At 35.2% G+C, this 17,835-nt stretch carries 15 protein-coding genes; 8 read left to right on the forward strand and 7 right to left on the reverse strand.

The features are described from left to right. Nucleotides 1–30: 30 nt before the first annotated feature. From RHO11_07265 to dcd, 4 genes are all read right to left on the reverse strand, one after another. Entirely contained in the window at nt 31–1,371 is a 1,341-nt protein-coding gene (locus RHO11_07265) for a cation:dicarboxylase symporter family transporter (protein ID WVD60307.1), read from the reverse strand. Between the two features lie 92 nt (nt 1,372–1,463). After that, a complete protein-coding gene (gene gyrA / locus RHO11_07270; protein WVD60308.1) occupies nt 1,464–4,163 on the reverse strand; it encodes a DNA topoisomerase (ATP-hydrolyzing) subunit A in 2,700 nt (899 codons plus the stop codon). Between the two features lie 403 nt (nt 4,164–4,566). Continuing rightward, nucleotides 4,567–6,486, reverse strand: coding sequence for an outer membrane assembly protein AsmA (gene asmA / locus RHO11_07275; protein ID WVD60309.1), 1,920 nt, complete (start codon nt 6,484–6,486; stop codon nt 4,567–4,569). A gap of 24 nt (nt 6,487–6,510) precedes the next feature. Further along, nucleotides 6,511–7,092 carry a dCTP deaminase gene (dcd, locus tag RHO11_07280; GenBank protein WVD60310.1) on the reverse strand — a complete coding sequence of 194 codons (582 nt, stop codon included), beginning with the start codon at nt 7,090–7,092 and terminating at the stop codon, nt 6,511–6,513. Nucleotides 7,093–7,335: 243 nt separating this feature from the next. Here dcd and sugE point away from each other — a divergent pair, with 243 nt between their 5' ends. From sugE to RHO11_07295, 3 genes are all read left to right on the forward strand, one after another. Then, nucleotides 7,336–7,653 carry a quaternary ammonium compound efflux SMR transporter SugE gene (gene sugE / locus RHO11_07285; GenBank protein WVD60311.1) on the forward strand — a complete coding sequence of 106 codons (318 nt, stop codon included), beginning with the start codon at nt 7,336–7,338 and terminating at the stop codon, nt 7,651–7,653. 131 nt (nt 7,654–7,784) lie between these two features. After that, entirely contained in the window at nt 7,785–8,138 is a 354-nt protein-coding gene (locus RHO11_07290; GenBank protein WVD60312.1) for a DMT family protein, read from the forward strand. 191 nt (nt 8,139–8,329) lie between these two features. Further along, nucleotides 8,330–9,409 (forward strand): 3-deoxy-7-phosphoheptulonate synthase, encoded by a 1,080-nt coding sequence (locus RHO11_07295; protein WVD60313.1) that lies wholly within the window; start codon nt 8,330–8,332, stop codon nt 9,407–9,409. A gap of 33 nt (nt 9,410–9,442) precedes the next feature. Here RHO11_07295 and rarD read toward each other — a convergent pair whose 3' ends face one another. Both rarD and serS read right to left on the reverse strand, forming a co-directional pair. After that, nucleotides 9,443–10,339: an EamA family transporter RarD gene (gene rarD / locus RHO11_07300; GenBank protein WVD60314.1), complete on the reverse strand. Its 897-nt coding sequence runs from the start codon at nt 10,337–10,339 to the stop codon at nt 9,443–9,445. A gap of 83 nt (nt 10,340–10,422) precedes the next feature. After that, a complete protein-coding gene (serS, locus tag RHO11_07305; protein WVD60315.1) occupies nt 10,423–11,715 on the reverse strand; it encodes a serine--tRNA ligase in 1,293 nt (430 codons plus the stop codon). Nucleotides 11,716–12,040: 325 nt separating this feature from the next. Here serS and focA point away from each other — a divergent pair, with 325 nt between their 5' ends. From focA to pflA, 3 genes are all read left to right on the forward strand, one after another. Next, nucleotides 12,041–12,892 (forward strand): formate transporter FocA, encoded by an 852-nt coding sequence (gene focA / locus RHO11_07310; protein WVD60316.1) that lies wholly within the window; start codon nt 12,041–12,043, stop codon nt 12,890–12,892. 68 nt (nt 12,893–12,960) lie between these two features. Next, complete coding sequence (gene pflB, locus RHO11_07315; GenBank protein WVD60317.1) at nt 12,961–15,243, forward strand: formate C-acetyltransferase; 2,283 nt, start codon at nt 12,961–12,963, stop codon at nt 15,241–15,243. A gap of 104 nt (nt 15,244–15,347) precedes the next feature. Beyond that, nucleotides 15,348–16,124: a pyruvate formate lyase 1-activating protein gene (gene pflA, locus RHO11_07320; GenBank protein ID WVD60318.1), complete on the forward strand. Its 777-nt coding sequence runs from the start codon at nt 15,348–15,350 to the stop codon at nt 16,122–16,124. A gap of 51 nt (nt 16,125–16,175) precedes the next feature. On the opposite strand, the gene RHO11_07325 is transcribed toward pflA, so the two are convergent. Further along, entirely contained in the window at nt 16,176–16,781 is a 606-nt protein-coding gene (locus RHO11_07325; protein ID WVD60319.1) for an NAD(P)H-dependent oxidoreductase, read from the reverse strand. Between the two features lie 108 nt (nt 16,782–16,889). Here RHO11_07325 and RHO11_07330 point away from each other — a divergent pair, with 108 nt between their 5' ends. Beyond that, nucleotides 16,890–17,552 carry a LysR family transcriptional regulator gene (locus RHO11_07330; protein ID WVD60320.1) on the forward strand — a complete coding sequence of 221 codons (663 nt, stop codon included), beginning with the start codon at nt 16,890–16,892 and terminating at the stop codon, nt 17,550–17,552. Next, nucleotides 17,549–17,791, forward strand: a complete 243-nt coding sequence (locus RHO11_07335; GenBank protein ID WVD60321.1) for a LysR substrate-binding domain-containing protein — start codon at nt 17,549–17,551, stop codon at nt 17,789–17,791. The genes RHO11_07330 and RHO11_07335 overlap by 4 nt, the downstream gene beginning before the upstream one ends. Nucleotides 17,792–17,835 lie beyond the last annotated feature (44 nt).

Here is a 17,835-nt window from a genome sequence, read left to right on the forward strand (position 1 = left end):
AAATTATCGGTTTATTTAAAACTTAATGATCTATAAGTCTTTAAGTTGATGATGAAGATAATCTTGCTCATATTGACGGGCTTTCTTATCATCGAATAACCCTTCCCAACGAGCAATAACAATAGCTGCTAGTGCATTACCAACGACGTTGACCACTGTACGTCCCATATCTAAAATTCGTTCAACCCCCATGATATAACCAATACCATCAAGTGGAATCCCCACACTACCAAGTGTTGCAGAGAGTACAAGAATCGATGCCCCAGGTACACCAGCAATACCTTTTGAAGCAATCATTAGAGTAATAACAATAATAAGTTGATCCATGATTGGTAAATTCATACCATACAATTGAGCTAAGAAGAGAACAGTGATACTTTGATATAAAGTTGAACCATCAAGATTGAAAGAGTAGCCCGTCGGTATAACAAAACTCGTCACGGATTTTGGCGCACCATAAGCTTCCATTTTTTCAATAATTCTTGGTAATGCTGTCTCTGAACTTGCTGTTGAAAAGGCGATAACTAACTCTTCTTTCAAAATTCTTAGTAGCATGAAAATATTAAATCCACATATTTTACACACTAATCCTAATATCCCGACTGTAAATACAATCATCGCGGCATAAACAACACCAACTAATTTTAATAATGGAATTAAGGATTCAAATCCATATTTAGCAATAGTTACAGTCATTAAAGCAAATACACCGATAGGTGCATAACGCATAATAATATTGGTCACCTTGAACATGGTGTCAGAAATAACTTTTAAGAAATCAAGAAATGGTTCACGTTGTTTATCTGGTAACTGCATTAAACCTAAACCAAAAAATACACAGAAAAAAATCACAGGTAAAATCGCACCATCACTCATCGCTTTGAATATATTTGATGGGATCATATCAAGAATCATCACGACTAAACCATGTGGCTGATCACTGAGGGCTTCACTTTTAGCAATATAGCCTGAAACATCAGCATGACTTAATTTAGTCGAATCCAATCCTTTACCTGGAGTAAATATATTACCAAATACAATCCCCAATAAAATAGCAATAGTTGTAATAATTTCAAAATAGAGGATTGTTTTAAATCCTAAGGTTCCTAATCTTTTTGAGCCACCGAGTCCTGCAATACCTAGCGTTAATGTGCTTAAAATAATGGGTAATACAATCATTTTAATTAAGCTAATAAAAATATCACCCGCTGGTTTAAAAACATTAACTGTCCAAAATTGATAATAAGAATGTAAAGGGTGCCCCTCAAATGATAATAGATGGAATCCCCCACCAACAGCAACGCCCAAAATTAGAGCAAATAATATTTGCCAAGCTAAACTTCGGCAAAATTTTCGTAATAATAATGACATAGTTAGTCCTATAAATATTCAAATCAACAATCAATTTTGGTTAGACAAAAAAAAGGACTAGTTTTAGCTAATCCTTTATATATAAAATAATATTACTCTTCTACTGTCGATTGCGAGGGTGAAGCAGTATCTTCCTCACTATCCATTTCAACTTCTGACTCAGCAACACGTTGTAAACCGACTACTTTTTCATTTTCAGTAGTACGAATTAATGTTACACCTTGCGTATTTCGACCAACAACACTTACCTCAGAAACTCGGGTTCTAACTAAAGTACCGGCATCAGTAATAAGCATGATTTGATCGCTTTCTTCAACTTGAACAGCGCCAACTACTTGACCATTTCGCTCACTCACCTTGATTGAAATCACCCCTTTTGTTGCACGAGATTTAGTAGGATATAGCGCTTGTTCAGTTCGTTTACCATAACCATTTTGAGTTGCAGTTAATATTGCGCCATCACCACGAGGAACAATTAAAGAGACCACTTTATCATCTTTATCCAGTTTAATTCCTCTAACCCCAGCGGCAGTACGCCCCATACTTCTCACTTTATTAGCTGGGAATCGAACAACCTTACCGTTAGCTGAAAATAACATAATATCTTCAGTCGTTGAGGCTTCAATTAATTCATCATCTTCCGAATCAATCTCATCAGTCAGCATATCATCATTTAGTTCTTCGTCATCAGGGCTGGCAGAATTGTCATTGCTCGTCAAATCAACACCAATTAATTCATCATCATCACGTAAATTAATCGCGATAATTCCACCACTACGAGGGCGACTAAACTCAATAAGAGAAGTCTTCTTCACCGTACCTTGTGATGTCGCCATAAAGATACAATGTTCATCATCAAACTCTTTAACTGGAAGAATAGCAGTAATTCGTTCATTTGCTTCCAAAGGCAATAAGTTAATGATTGGGCGACCTCTTGCTCCACGGCTCGCTTCTGGTAATTGATACACCTTCATCCAGTATAAGCGACCACGACTTGAGAAACATAAAATAGTATCGTGAGTATTTGCAACTAACAGTTTTTCGACAAAATCTTCTTCTTTAATTTTAGTTGCAGATTTACCTTTACCACCACGGCGCTGCGCTTCATAATCAGACAATGGTTGGTATTTTACATAACCTTGATGAGATAGAGTCACAACGACATCTTCCTGAGCAATCAGATCTTCAATATTAATATCTGCGCTACTTGCCGTAATTTCAGTACGTCTTGCATCTTGGAATTGAGCTTTAATACTTTCTAACTCTTCACGAATCACTTCCATCAATCGCTCTGGGCTAGCAAGAATATGTAGTAACGCAGCAATTTGAATTAATAATTCTTTATATTCATCTAAGATTTTTTCATGTTCAAGGCCAGTTAAGCGATGTAACCGAAGTTCTAAAATTGCTTGTGCTTGCGCCTCTGATAAATAATAGTGTCCATCACGAATACCAAATTCTGGTGCTAAATCTTCTGGTCTCGCCGCATCATTACCCGCTTTTTCAAGCATCGATGCCACATTTCCTAATTCCCATGCTCGCTCAAGTAATTTCACTTTTGCTTCAGCCGGAGTTGCAGCACTACGAATCAATTCAATAACAGGATCGATATTCGCTAATGCAATCGCTAAGCCTTCTAAAACATGAGCTCGTTCACGAGCCTTACGTAATTCAAAAATAGTTCGTCGAGTCACAACTTCACGGCGGTGTAATACAAACGCCTCAATCATATCTCGCAATGTTAATAATTTAGGTTGCCCTTTATGTAAGGCGACCATATTCATACCAAAAGTAACTTGTAGTTGAGTAAGAGAATAAAGATTATTTAGTACAACCTCACCAACTGCATCACGTTTAATTTCGATAACAATTCGCATACCATCTTTATCAGACTCATCACGAAGTGCAGAAATCCCTTCAACTTTTTTATCTTTAACTAATTCAGCAATTTTTTCAATTAATTTGGCTTTATTAACCTGATAAGGAATTTCATGAACAATAATTGTCTCACGACCCGTTTTCTCATCAACTTCGACTTCAGCTTTTGAACGGATATAAATTTTACCACGCCCTGTTTTATAAGCGTCTTCAATACCTTTACGACCATTAATTATGGCAGCTGTTGGAAAATCAGGTCCTGGAATATATTCCATTAATCCATCAACTGTTATTTGATCGTTTTCGATAAATGCCAGACAACCATTAATGACTTCAGCTAAATTATGTGGTGGAATATTAGTAGCCATACCAACAGCAATACCCGATGAACCATTAACTAATAGTGCCGGGATTTTAGTTGGTAAAACATCAGGGATCTGCTCAGTTCCGTCATAGTTTGGAACAAAATCAACCGTCTCTTTTTCAAGATCGGCTAATAATTCATGAGCAATTTTAGCCATACGAATTTCGGTATAACGCATTGCTGCTGCAGAGTCACCATCGACAGAACCGAAATTACCTTGTCCATCGACAAGCATATAACGTAACGAAAATGGCTGAGCCATACGTACTATCGTATCATAAACTGCTGTGTCACCATGAGGGTGATATTTACCGATAACATCACCCACAACACGGGCTGATTTCTTATAAGCTTTATTCCAATCATTGCCTAATACGTTCATGGCAAAAAGTACTCGACGATGAACAGGTTTTAATCCATCTCTTACATCGGGTAATGCTCGACCAACAATAACTGACATAGCATAATCAAGATAAGATGTTTTTAATTCTTCTTCGATGTCAACAGGCGTAATTTCTTTGGCAAGTTCAACTTTAGATAAATCGGTCATAAAACCACTTTCTCACTAGATAAAATGTAAACAAAAATTATAGGAAATTGTACCATAAAATTAACATTTTAGGCAGTTTAATATGAAATAAATTGCTGTTATGTTTAATATTTTGAATGGTTATTAAATGGTTTTTGGTTACCTAAAGAAGGTTTCGTTATATTTTTGCTGTAATAGCTGAATATAGTGAAAAAATTATCTAAATTGACGTGAACTAACTTACTATAAATTGGATATTATTTTATCTATCAGACTCATCAACAAACCAAATTATCAGTTGTTAAAAACAGCCTTACCAGAATTAATTTAAATAGATTAGACAAACAGAGAGTAATAAAAAATAAAGGGGTCAATCATGACCCCTTTCCAGTAAAAATAGTAAGCTATCTAAAATTAGCTAAACCTATTTAATTTTATTAATTAATCCACCTAAGATATCTTTAGCTTTAATCTTACCATCGCTTGTATCCGATGAATCTTTTTGCTCAGTAGACTCTTCTGTATTGCTTTGTCCACCTAGGCGTTCTTTTAATTTATCAATACTATTTTGTAATTGATTACCTAACAAATCTTTGACAATTTTTTCAGCATCAACTCGATAGTGTATCTCAGCAAATGAACCATAAATACGTAATGGGATGACAACTTGCTGTAATTTTTGAATAGTCTTACTTTCGCCATTCCAACCACTCAGAATTTGTACATTCAAATTAAGATCTAAATCATTCTTAACCAGACCGACTCTACCGCTACCTACGATATCAAGGGTTGATGAGAGGGCTTTAATTGACGATAAATTCATATCACCACTAGCCAATTTAGCATTAGCACTAATTTCATGTAATTCTGTATATTTTTGATACTCATCAGCCGTTACTGGTTCCTTAGAGTATTGTGATACCGCAGTCTGAATAATATTTTGAACATTAAAATTCTCAAATTTTGCATTATTAACTGTTACAGCTAAATCACCTGTTAAACTACTCATAATATTATCAGGATCAATCGTATTAGTCGCGATATGTCCTTGTGCATTAAATTTTCCAGAGAAATTTTTAACAAATTCAAGCTGAGTAAATAATGTACCTAGATCAATATTTGAGATATTCGTATCTAATGCTATAGCAGTCACTGGCTGTTTACCATTAGCGCTACCATTTGCCGTAACATTCCCATTGGCTATATCCAAATTCACTTTATTCAATTTTGCAACGCCATCTTGGTTATTCGCATCAAGAATAAAATTATTGATAACTAAATTTTTAGCGACAACTTCATTAACAGTAAGATTGAATTTTGCATTAAAACTTTGCAAAAATGCTAACTCGTTACCTTGTTTAGTTTGTTTCGTTATAACTGGTTGGCTTTGTGACGATGAAGTGGTTGAATTACTCTTATCATCTGAGCTTGTTGCTAAAAACGGAGTTAAATCAAATTTATCAGATTTTAGTAAAGCTTCAAAATAAGGCTTTTTATCTAAATTAGCCATTAGTTGACCATCAATAACATTACCATTTAAAGTCAAATGAAAATCTTTACTATCTAACACTAATGGTGTTTGTTGGTAGTCAAAAGTGGCTTTAATATCACCTTTAAGTTCGCCACTTGGTACACCAACACCAGTATAATCATAGGAGAATTTATGTAATGCAACCTGCGCCTTTTGTGGGAAATTAGCAAGGTTAATATCTGCATTTAATGCATAGATAAAATTCTGTTGATCACGATTAATACTACCTTTTACGTCGAGAGCGACATTATTATCTTCTTTTTTCAGCAGCGTAATATTGATATCTCTAAAGCTAATCAGATCTTTATTCTGTTGATAAACAACCGTACTATCAGCGATCTCCAGCTGATTTAACGCAAATGACCAACCTGAACCTGACTTATCAGTTTCATTATTAGTTTGGCTTTGCGTCTGATTTACTGTTGTGGTTGTTTTATTACCTTTAGCGACATTACCTTTACTCTCATCAGTAACATTAATGACGGCCGCTTTAACTAATACATTTTTAACAACTAACTCTTTTGAAAATAACGGCATTAATTCAACATCTAAACGCATATTATCGGCCGTTAAAATCGGTTTTTTAGCACCTTCATCTTCTAAACGGACTGAATCGGTTAAAATGCTAATTTGTGGCCAAATATGCCAACGCAAATCACCTTGAATAGTCAATTCGTAACCCGTTTGCTCTTTTACTTTATCAGAGATAAAACCTCTAAAATTATTTGGATCAACAAATACAATAAGAGCAACAACACCTGCAACAAGTAGAACAATTAAAATAAATAGTGTGAGCAATATTTTTTTTAGCATGGGCTGATTTCCTTAATTCTTTATTTAATCTTTATCGATTCTGCTAGCAACAGCACCTTGTTGGCCTTTGTACTTAGCATCTTGTCGACGATTATAGGGTCTTGCTGCAGGTCCACTCAATGTTTCAAAACTTAATGCGCCGATAGTCATTCCCGGACGTAGCGCTAACGGTAACTTTCCTGAGTTATAAAACTCTAGAACAATTTGCCCATCCCAACCTGGATCGATTCGATGTGCTGTTACGTGTACCATCAAGCCAAGTCTTGCTAATGAAGAACGACCATCTAACCACCCGACTAAATCATCAGGTATAATAACCGACTCTAATGTTACTGCTAGTGCTAATTCACCAGGATGAAGATAAAAAGCCTCTCCATCAGCCAAAATAATCTCATCCCCCATGACTCTTTCTAAAGATGCTGAGACTTCTTCTTTTGGCCCACTCAAATCAATATAAGCTGCAGTATGCTCTCGAAATGTTCTGAATTGATTTCCCAATCTTACATCAACGGTAGCACCATTGATACTACTTACTGGTGGCTGAGGGGTTATTTTTAACTTGCCTGTCGCTAAATAGGCTTCAATATCACGATCACATAATCTCATTTGCTCTGCTCCAAGCAATAATTAATCTAACTGGCTACTATTTTAGCAGGTAATCGCTTGTTTGATAAATATATTCTACCAAACTCATCAATGATATATATTTCATAAAATAACTGAGATAGAATAATAAGCGTTAGTATACGATTTATTCTATAAATACACACCAATCACACATTAAGACGACTTAATGCTGTTTTTTTCTTCGTAGGGACGACCCTCATTATTTAAATAAAGGAATAAAGTATGGCATGGGTTTACCTAATTATTGCCGGAATGTTTGAAGTCATTTGGGTAATTAGCCTTAAATATAGTCATGGATTTACCCGTTTAACACCAAGTATTATCACAATCATCACGATGATATGTAGCTTTCTGCTTCTGGCACAATCAATGAAATCACTTCCGCTAGGAATATCTTATGCAGTTTGGACTAGCATTGGTATTATGGGGTCGGCAATAGTCGGGGTGATGTTCTTTCACGAAGCGATCACACCACTTCGTATTATTTGTTTATTAATGATATTAATGGGTGTCATTGGACTTAAATTAACAGCAAGTTAATACACACGTCAATGAATGGTAACGGCGTAATAACGAGTTATCATTCATTAATAAAAAGGTTATCTCTGTTGTATGGTTGATAACTTTATTGTATATTCTCCGCAGTTCTATCTCTTGTTGGTATTTTCATCATGAATCCTATTTTTATCACTATCGGTATGCTCACGCTTAGTAACATTTTTATGACTTTCGCATGGTATGGACACTTAAAGTATTTTCATGACAAGACATGGATTGTTGCAGCTCTAGTTAGTTGGGGCATTGCATTATTCGAATATTTATTACAAGTACCCGCCAATCGAATTGGTTATGAAGTTGCTTCGACTGGCCAACTCAAAATTATTCAAGAAGTATTAAGTTTAAGTGTATTTATTCCTTTCTCACTATTTGTACTAAAAGAGCCTTTCAGAATGGATTATATTTGGGCTGGATTGTGCTTACTTGGTGCAGTATTTTTTATGTTCCGCGATAAAATCATGGGCTAAATAGCTCAATTTAAATTACCACAACAATAACTGTAAACTTTTTATTACAAAAAGATAGATAACTCTTGTCAAAACAAACCTATTTACTAATGATTGAATTTATGTTTACATAGATACCATACTGAGTGTACATTTTTTTTTACACTCATAAATAATTTAAATATAATAGCTATCATTTAAAGGTTTATATCATGTTAAAAGATAAAATTAATAACGTTAGAATATCTGACGAACAACAACTTATTACACCTGATGAAATAAAAACATTATTACCACTTGATGCTGAATTAGAAAGTCAAATATCCCAATCAAGACAACACATTGTTGATATCCTTGAACGTAAAGACCCTCGCTTTTTAGTTGTCTGCGGTCCTTGCTCCGTTCATCAACCACAAGCCGCCATTGAGTATGCCCATAAGCTAAAAAAATTAGCAGATGAAGTCGGTGAGCACCTTTTTATTGTCATGCGTGTTTACTTTGAAAAACCAAGAACAACTGTTGGCTGGAAAGGGATGATTAACGATCCCCATATGAATAGTTCATTTGATATTGAACATGGTCTAAAAACAGCAAGAAAGCTCTTACTCGAAATAACGCGTATTGGTTTACCGATTGCAACAGAAGCGTTAGATCCAAATACTCCTCAATATATTGGTGATCTAATTAGCTGGTCTGCTATTGGTGCACGTACAACAGAATCACAAACTCATCGAGAAATGGCATCAGGATTATCAATGCCTGTTGGCTTTAAAAATGGTACTGATGGTAATCTTGACGTGGCTATTAACGCAATGAAATCAGCATCAATGGCACACCGATTTGTCGGCGTAAACCAAAAAGGTCAAGTTAGCGTTTTACAAACCCAAGGTAACCCACATGGGCATGTTATTTTGCGTGGCGGTAAAGCTCCAAATTTTGATGCAGAGAATGTAGCAATTTGTGAAGCCCATATGACTAAAGCAGGATTACCGGCTAACTTAATGATTGATTGTAGCCATGGTAACTCTAATAAAGATTATCGTAGACAACCCATTGTCGCGGATTCAATTATTGAACAGATAAAAAATGGCAATAACTCTATTATTGGTGTCATGATTGAAAGTAACTTACACGAGGGTAATCAATCATCTGAACAGCCAATAGAGCAACTAAAATATGGGGTATCTGTGACTGATGCCTGTATCGATTGGCAGACAACTGAAAACTTACTAAGAAAAATGAATACTGAAATTGCTTCACCACTGCTTAAACGTCAAAAAGCGATACAGTAATTCTAGATAAGATAGATCTTAATCAATAAAGATCTATCTTACTCTTCGACGTTTGAAATTTCGTATTGAATATACTGTACCTTCAACGATCAAGACCAATACTGCTCCCCAAATCAATCCATAAGAAATCATATGTTCTGATGAAATAGATTCGTGTAAAAAAACCAAAGAGACGACAACTAATAAGATAGGTTCAACATAACCTAATAAACCAAATATCCCTAACGGTAACAATTTACTTGCCGAAAAATAGGCAGCGAAAGCAATCGCAGTAATAATACCAAGTAACGGAATAAACAGATGAAAATGAACAATATCATCAATCACTTTTTGACTATCATATTGAATAATAAAATAGATTAGGCAGCCTAATGCTAAAAAGAAAAAGTCAGAAAATGTGCCAGCGATACCATCGATTTTCATATAACGTCTAAACATAAAATAGATCGGATAGCCAAGACAAATTACTGCGGTTTCCCACGAAAATGCGCCTGTAATATAAACTTCTATCGCAACACCAATAAATGCTAATAATACGGCTATTTTTTGTAAAAAACTAAAACGCTCTTTATAAAATATTCGTCCACAAATAACCATTGTTAGGGGTAACATAAAATAACCCAGCGATGTCGATAATGCTTTGCCACTTAATGGAGCCCAAACAAATAGTAACATTTGTACTGAAAGTAATAACGCGGAAAAAATTAACGCGAATAAAAATAAAGGTTGATGGTAAATACGTTTAAATAAATCGATAATAGTTTGCCATTGCCTTTCAATACAAACCAGTAAAGCAATCGCAGGAAATGACATAAGCAAACGCCAACAGAATATATCAATCACCGATAACGGTTTTAAAAAAACGGGATAATAATAAACTAATCCAAAAAGGCAAGATGCACTTAATGATAATAATATGCCTTTATACATTCGTTACTCTCTAGATAACCGATTTTTTAATAAAAAAATAGCGTTAATTAAATAATTAACGCTATTCGTAACAGGATAAAAAATTAACCGATATACTCAACACCGTTCATATATGGAATTAACTTCGTTGGCACTTTAATACGTCCATCAGCTTGTTGGTAGTTTTCCATAACCGCAACTAAAGTACGTCCAACTGCCAAGCCTGAACCATTTAATGTATGAACTAAATGAACTTTATTATCAGCTTTACTACGATAACGAGCTTGCATACGACGAGCTTGGAAATCCCACATATTTGAACAAGATGAAATTTCACGATAAGTATCTTGTGCTGGAACCCAAACTTCTAAATCGTAAGTTTTACGTGAGCCAAAGCCCATATCGCCAGTACATAGAACAATTTTACGATAAGGTAACTCTAATAACTGCAGTACTTTTTCTGCATGCCCGGTTAACTCTTCCAATGCTTGCATTGAGTCTTCTGGTTTAACAATTTGAACCAATTCGACTTTATCAAACTGATGCATACGAATTAAACCACGAGTATCTTTACCGTATGAGCCAGCTTCAGAACGGAAACATGGAGTATGTGCAGTCATCTTTAAAGGTAGAGAATCTTCATCAACAATCTCATCACGCACTAAGTTTGTCACAGGTACTTCTGCTGTGGGAATTAAACCATAATTACTAGTATCTGCTTCTTCTTCCAACGGTTTAGTATGGAAAAGATCCTTACCAAATTTAGGTAATTGACCAGTACCAAATAATGTCGCCTGATTAACTAAATAAGGGACATACATTTCAGTATAACCATGCTGTTCAGTATGTAAATCTAACATAAACTGGGCAATAGCACGGTGTAAACGAGCAATTTGCCCTTTCATCACAACAAAACGTGCACCAGTAAGTTTTACAGCTGCAGCAAAATCTAGTCCATCAATTTTTTCGCCTAATGCCACATGATCTTGAACAGGAAAATCGAAAGTTCTTGGCGTACCCCATCGAGAAACTTCAACATTATCGCTATCATCTTTACCATCTGGAACATTATCGTCAGGAATATTTGGAATAGCAGAATAAATATCTTTAATCTGTGTCTGTAACTCTTCTAACGCTTTCTTAGCTGAGTCGAGTTTATCACCTAATTTATTCACTTCTTCGCGAACTGCAGAAATATCTTCACCACGAGCTTTTGCTTCACCTATTGATTTGGAACGAGCATTTCTTTCCGCTTGTAGGTTTTCAGTTTCAACTTGTAAAATTTTTCGTTTTTCTTCTAGTTGACGAATTGTTTCTACATCTAATTTAAACCCGCGACGCGCCAATTTTTGGGCAACCAGATCTAACTCAGTACGAAGTAAATTAGGATCTAACATGATTAATAACCTATTTTTTTTATTTAAAAATACACAATTACGAGACTCTTACTATTATACGCCATTTTAACATATCGTACAGTTTTGAATAAGAATCAAATAAAACCAAGTAGGTATGAGTATAAGTTAAAATTATGAAAAAATATATGGTAACAAGTTATTACTAATTACCTCAACATAAATTATCATTAAAGTTAGTAAAAATATAAATAAAATAATAAGTTATTATTTTGTTATTTCTTTATGATAAAAAAATAGTGATCTACTTCAAATTTTGAGTATACTATGCGTCTCATAAAACCATAGTTTTTTGAGGGTCTTAGTTTTGAGTACAGATAATATCGTCTCTTCCTTATCTCCTAGTGAAATGACTATCACTGCAGAAAAGACTGCTACTTATAAAGTAAATAAAACACCACTAACTACTCTGTTTTCTGCGATTACCGCTGGTGTTTTTATCTCTATAGGGTTTGTTTCTTATATTATCATTATCACAAGCCCATCGGGCGAAGCGGCTTCTGGCGTATTAAAATATGTCGGGGGTGCATCGTTCTCATTAGGACTAATGCTTGTCGTCGCTTGTGGTGCGGATCTATTCACGTCAACAGTATTAACTATTCTACCTAAAATGACCCACAAAATAACCTGGTATCAGATGATACGAAATTGGGTTTTAGTCTACATTGGTAATTTTATTGGTGCGCTGTTTTTTGTTGCAATTATCTGGATTTCAGCACAGCATATGACAATGAATGGTCAATGGGGAATTAGTATTTTGCAAACAGCCGATCACAAGTTACATCACTCTTTCATTGAGGCTGTTGGTTTAGGCTTTTTAGCCAATTTAATGGTGTGCTTGGCTGTATGGTTAAGCTATGCTGGTCGTACTCTTTTAGATAAAATGTCAGTAATGATTTTTCCAATTGCTATGTTTGTCGGTAACGGCTTTGAGCATAGTATTGCAAATATGTTTATGATCCCAATGGGAATTATGATTCAACATTTCGCAACACCTGAGTTTTGGACGATGACAGGAATGTCGCCAGATACATTTAGTAGTTTAACGGTTGAACATTTTGTGCTTAATAATTTAATACCTGTTACAATTGGTAATATATTAGGTGGGTTAGCTGTCGCTTTATCTTATTGGGGACTTTATTTGCGTAAAGCACATTGATTTTTGATTATTTGCCCTTATATAAATAAAGGGTAAATATAATTTTAGTAAATCTGAGGTGAAAATTTATGAGTAATTTAAACGAAGTACAAGCAACAGCTTGGAAAGGCTTTAAAGATGGGGATTGGCAAAGTAATGTTAACGTCCGTGATTTCATTCAAAAGAACTATACTCCATATGAGGGAGATGAGTCATTTTTAGTGGGTGCAACTGATGCGACGACTAAATTGTGGAATAAAGTTATGGAAGGCATTAAAATTGAAAATGCAACCCATGCCCCTGTTGATTTTGACACAAGTGTAATCTCAACAATTACAGCTCATGATGCAGGTTATATTGAAAAAGATTTAGAGAAAATTGTTGGTCTTCAAACTGAGAAACCATTAAAACGTGCCATGATTCCATTTGGTGGCATTAAAATGATCGAGGGTTCATGTAAAGCTTATAATCGTGAACTTGATCCAGAAGTCAAAAAAATCTTTACTGAATATCGTAAAACTCACAATCAGGGTGTTTTTGATATTTATACTCCAGATATCCTTCGTTGCCGTAAATCAGGTGTAATCACTGGTCTTCCAGATGCTTACGGTCGTGGACGAATCATTGGTGACTACCGTCGTGTTGCACTTTACGGTATCGATTTCCTAATGAAAGACAAATTTGCTCAATTTAATTCATTACAAGCAGATTTTGAAAATGGTGTTGATCTACAAATGACAATGCAACGTCGTGAAGAGATCGCAGAACAACACCGTGCTCTAGGACAAATTAAAGAAATGGCTGCTAAATATGGCTATGACATTTCTGGTCCAGCAAAAACTGCACAAGAAGCTGTACAATGGACTTATTTTGGTTACCTTGCTGCTGTTAAATCTCAAAATGGTGCAGCGATGTCTTTAGGTCGTACTTCAACTTTCTTTGATATCTATTTCGCTCGTGATTTAGCTGCTGGCTTAATTACAGAAAAAGATGCTCAAGAAATTATCGACCATTTTGTAATGAAATTACGTATGGTTCGTTTCCTACGTACTCCAGAATATGATGAATTATTCTCTGGTGACCCGATTTGGGCTACTGAATCATTAGCTGGTATGGGCGTTGATGGACGTACACTTGTTACTAAAACATCTTTCCGTTTCCTAAATACCCTTTATACAATGGGACCATCTCCGGAACCAAATATGACTATTCTTTGGTCAGAACAGTTACCGCAAGGTTTCAAAAATTACTCAGCTAAAGTATCTATCGATACATCTTCATTACAGTATGAAAATGACGATTTAATGCGTCCAGATTTCAATAATGATGACTATGCGATTGCTTGTTGTGTTAGTCCGATGATTGTTGGTAAACAAATGCAATTCTTCGGTGCTCGTGCGAACTTAGCTAAAACATTACTATATGCAATCAATGGTGGTGTGGATGAGAAGTTAAAAATCCAAGTTGGTCCAAAATCAGCACCAATTACTGATGAATACCTAAACTTTGATGTTGTATTTGATCGTTTAGATCACTTTATGGATTGGTTAGCAAAACAATACGTTACTGCATTGAATGCGATCCATTGGAGCCATGATAAATACAGCTATGAAGCATCACTAATGGCGTTACATGATCGTGATGTTATTCGTACCATGGCTTGTGGTATTGCTGGACTTTCAGTTGCAGCTGACTCACTTTCTGCAATTAAATATGCAAAAGTGAAAACAATTCGTGATGAAGATGGTCTTGCAATTGACTTTGCTATCGAAGGCGAATACCCACAATTTGGTAATAATGATCCACGAGTTGATGATATCGCAGTTGATTTAGTTGAACGTTTTATGAAGAAAATTCAAAAACTTAAAACTTATCGTAATGCAATTCCAACTCAGTCTGTATTAACTATTACTTCAAACGTTGTGTATGGTAAAAAGACTGGTAATACTCCAGATGGACGTCGTGCAGGTGCACCATTTGGACCAGGTGCAAACCCAATGCATGGACGTGACCAAAAAGGTGCTGTAGCATCACTAACTTCCGTTGCTAAACTGCCATTTGCTTACGCTAAAGATGGTATATCTTATACATTCTCTATCGTTCCAAATGCGTTAGGTAAAGATGACGATGCTCGTAAACGTAACCTTGCTGGCTTAATGGATGGTTATTTCCATCACGAAGCAACAGTTGAAGGTGGTCAACACTTAAATGTTAACGTGTTAAATCGTGAAACATTACTTGATGCGATGGAAAATCCTGAGAAATATCCTCAGTTAACCATTCGTGTTTCTGGTTACGCAGTACGTTTTAACTCTTTAACTAAAGAGCAACAGAAAGACGTAATTACTCGTACCTTTACACAATCAATGTAAGTCTGTAATAAAAAATAGATAAAGGCTCCTAAAGGAGCCTTTCTTTTTAATTTGATTAGTAGATAATAATAAAAATATTGTGTCGCAATCGATAGAGAATGTTAATGAATCAAGAAATTATTATGACCACTCAAGGACCTATCACGGGTAGGATCCACTCTTTTGAATCATTTGGTACCGTCGATGGACCAGGTATTCGCTTTATCGTATTTTTTCAGGGCTGTTTAATGCGCTGCTTATATTGTCATAATCGCGATACTTGGGATCTAAAAGCAGGTAGAGAAGTCACTGTTGAAGAACTAATGAAAGAGATAGTGACATATAAACATTTTATCATCCCCAATGGTGGTGGAGTTACAGCCTCTGGTGGAGAAGCAATTTTACAAGCGGAATTTGTAACAGAATGGTTTAAAGCCTGTCGAGCAGAAGGTATCGGTACCTGTTTAGATACTAACGGCTATGCTCGTTCCATTGATCATACTATTGAAGCATTAATGGAACAGACAGACTTGGTCATGTTAGATCTAAAACAGATTAATGATGAAGTGCATCAAAAACTGGTTGGAGTTTCTAATAAGCGAGTTTTAGAGTTTGCTAAATATTTACAACAGATCAATAAACGAACATGGATTCGCTATGTCGTTGTACCGGGTTGGTCTGATGATGATGCATCCGCTCATCAGTTAGGACAATTTATTCAAGGCATGAGTAATATTGAAAAAGTCGAAATGTTGCCTTATCACAAAATGGGAGCCTATAAATGGGCAACATTAGGTGATAAATATATGCTAGAAGGCGTTGAGCCACCTTCTCAAGAAACGATGGATCGAATTCAAGCCATTATCCAAAGCTACGGTCATGAAGTAACTTTTAGTAAATAGTTAAATGCTTAATCACTTTGCTAAGCATATTAGCAAAGTGATTTTACGCTATTAAATCCCAATATTAATATATTGTTCTAACTGTTTATTGGCTTGTGCTATTCCTGCAAGATACCCTTCAGGCTTTATATCTAACCCTTCTGCATAAATAAATTGCGTATCAGTAATACCCGTTAATCCTAACACTGATTTTAAATAAGGTGTTATTGCATCAGTTTCTTGCCCTTGATGAACTCCTCCACGAGAACTAAAAATCAGTGCTTTTACATTACTAACCATCCCTTGTGGATAAGTTTCTGTATAAAAAAAGGTCTGTTTTGGTCGAACAACCAAATCGAACCAATTTTTTAATTGTGTTGGCACATTTAGGTTATACATAGGAGCACCTAGAATTAATAAATCACTATCTTTAAACTCAGCAATTAATTGATCGGATAATTGTACAGTAGACAACAGCCCTACATTATCGACTTTACCACCTCTTAAAGCATGAAATCGCTCATTATTAAGAACCGGTAACGGTGATGATTCTAAATCATGTTCAATAACCTCATCAATATAACCTTGTAATTTTCTTTTATGAAGATAATGCTCAATTAATGTATTGGTTTGTGATTGATGACCATTAGTACTTGATTTTATAACTAATATTTTCATGTTTAATATGCTCTTATCGATATTGAATGGAATAAGTATAACTAAATTACAAAGGACACAATGAGTGATATAATTTCCCATCATTGATTCCTAATATTCAACAATGCTATGAAGTTAGATCTTAATTGTTTACCTATATTTATTGCCGTTATTGAACATGGTAACTTTTCCGCAGCAGCACAAAAACTCCATTTAACACGTTCAGCTGTAAGTAAAAGTATTTCTCGACTGGAGCAAAGCCTAGGTGTATCGCTATTTCAACGCACAACCCGTCATCAGATATTAACCGATGAAGGAGTGACATTTTATGAATATAGTTGCAAGGCTCTAGAGTCAATAACCGATGTACAATCCTATTTAGAGAGTGGAAAAGTATGTGTTAAAGGAAAAGTATCGATAACATTGCCTCAGTTATTAGGTAGTTTATATATCACACCACTATTAGTTGATTTAATGGCAAATTATCCCGATTTAGAGATCGAGATAATCTTAAATGACAATATCATCGATCTACATCGCGAAGGAATTCAAGTCGCAGTCCGTGTCGGTGAAATTAGAGATTCTAGCCAATTTATTGCTCATCAAATTGGTAACCATAGAATGATTCTTTGTGCATCACCTTCATATTTAATAACTAGAGATAAACCTTGTACTATTGAGCAATTACAAAATCACTGTTTAATTGCTTATACTCAATCAGGTAAAGTAATGCCATGGCATTTGTATACTGCGGAAAAAAAGAAACTATCTATTTACCAAATAGTAGGATGATGATTAATGATTTACAAACGATCATGTCTACTGTATTAAAAGGATTTGGTATTGCATACTTGCCAAGTTGGTTAATAAAAACTCAACTTCAACAAGGACTTTTGGTAGAATTACTACCTGAATATCAAAGCACCAATTACCCTATCTCTGTTATGTGGCCAAAAGCCCATTCTCTGCCATTGAAAACACGTATCATCATCGATGCAATACGTAAATATTTACCTGAACATTTGGCTTAATTATGATGTAACTAATTATCAATTAATAAAATAACATCATGGTT

The organism is Orbaceae bacterium BiB (assembly GCA_036251205.1).
Lineage (GTDB): Bacteria > Pseudomonadota > Gammaproteobacteria > Enterobacterales > Orbaceae > Orbus > Orbus mooreae.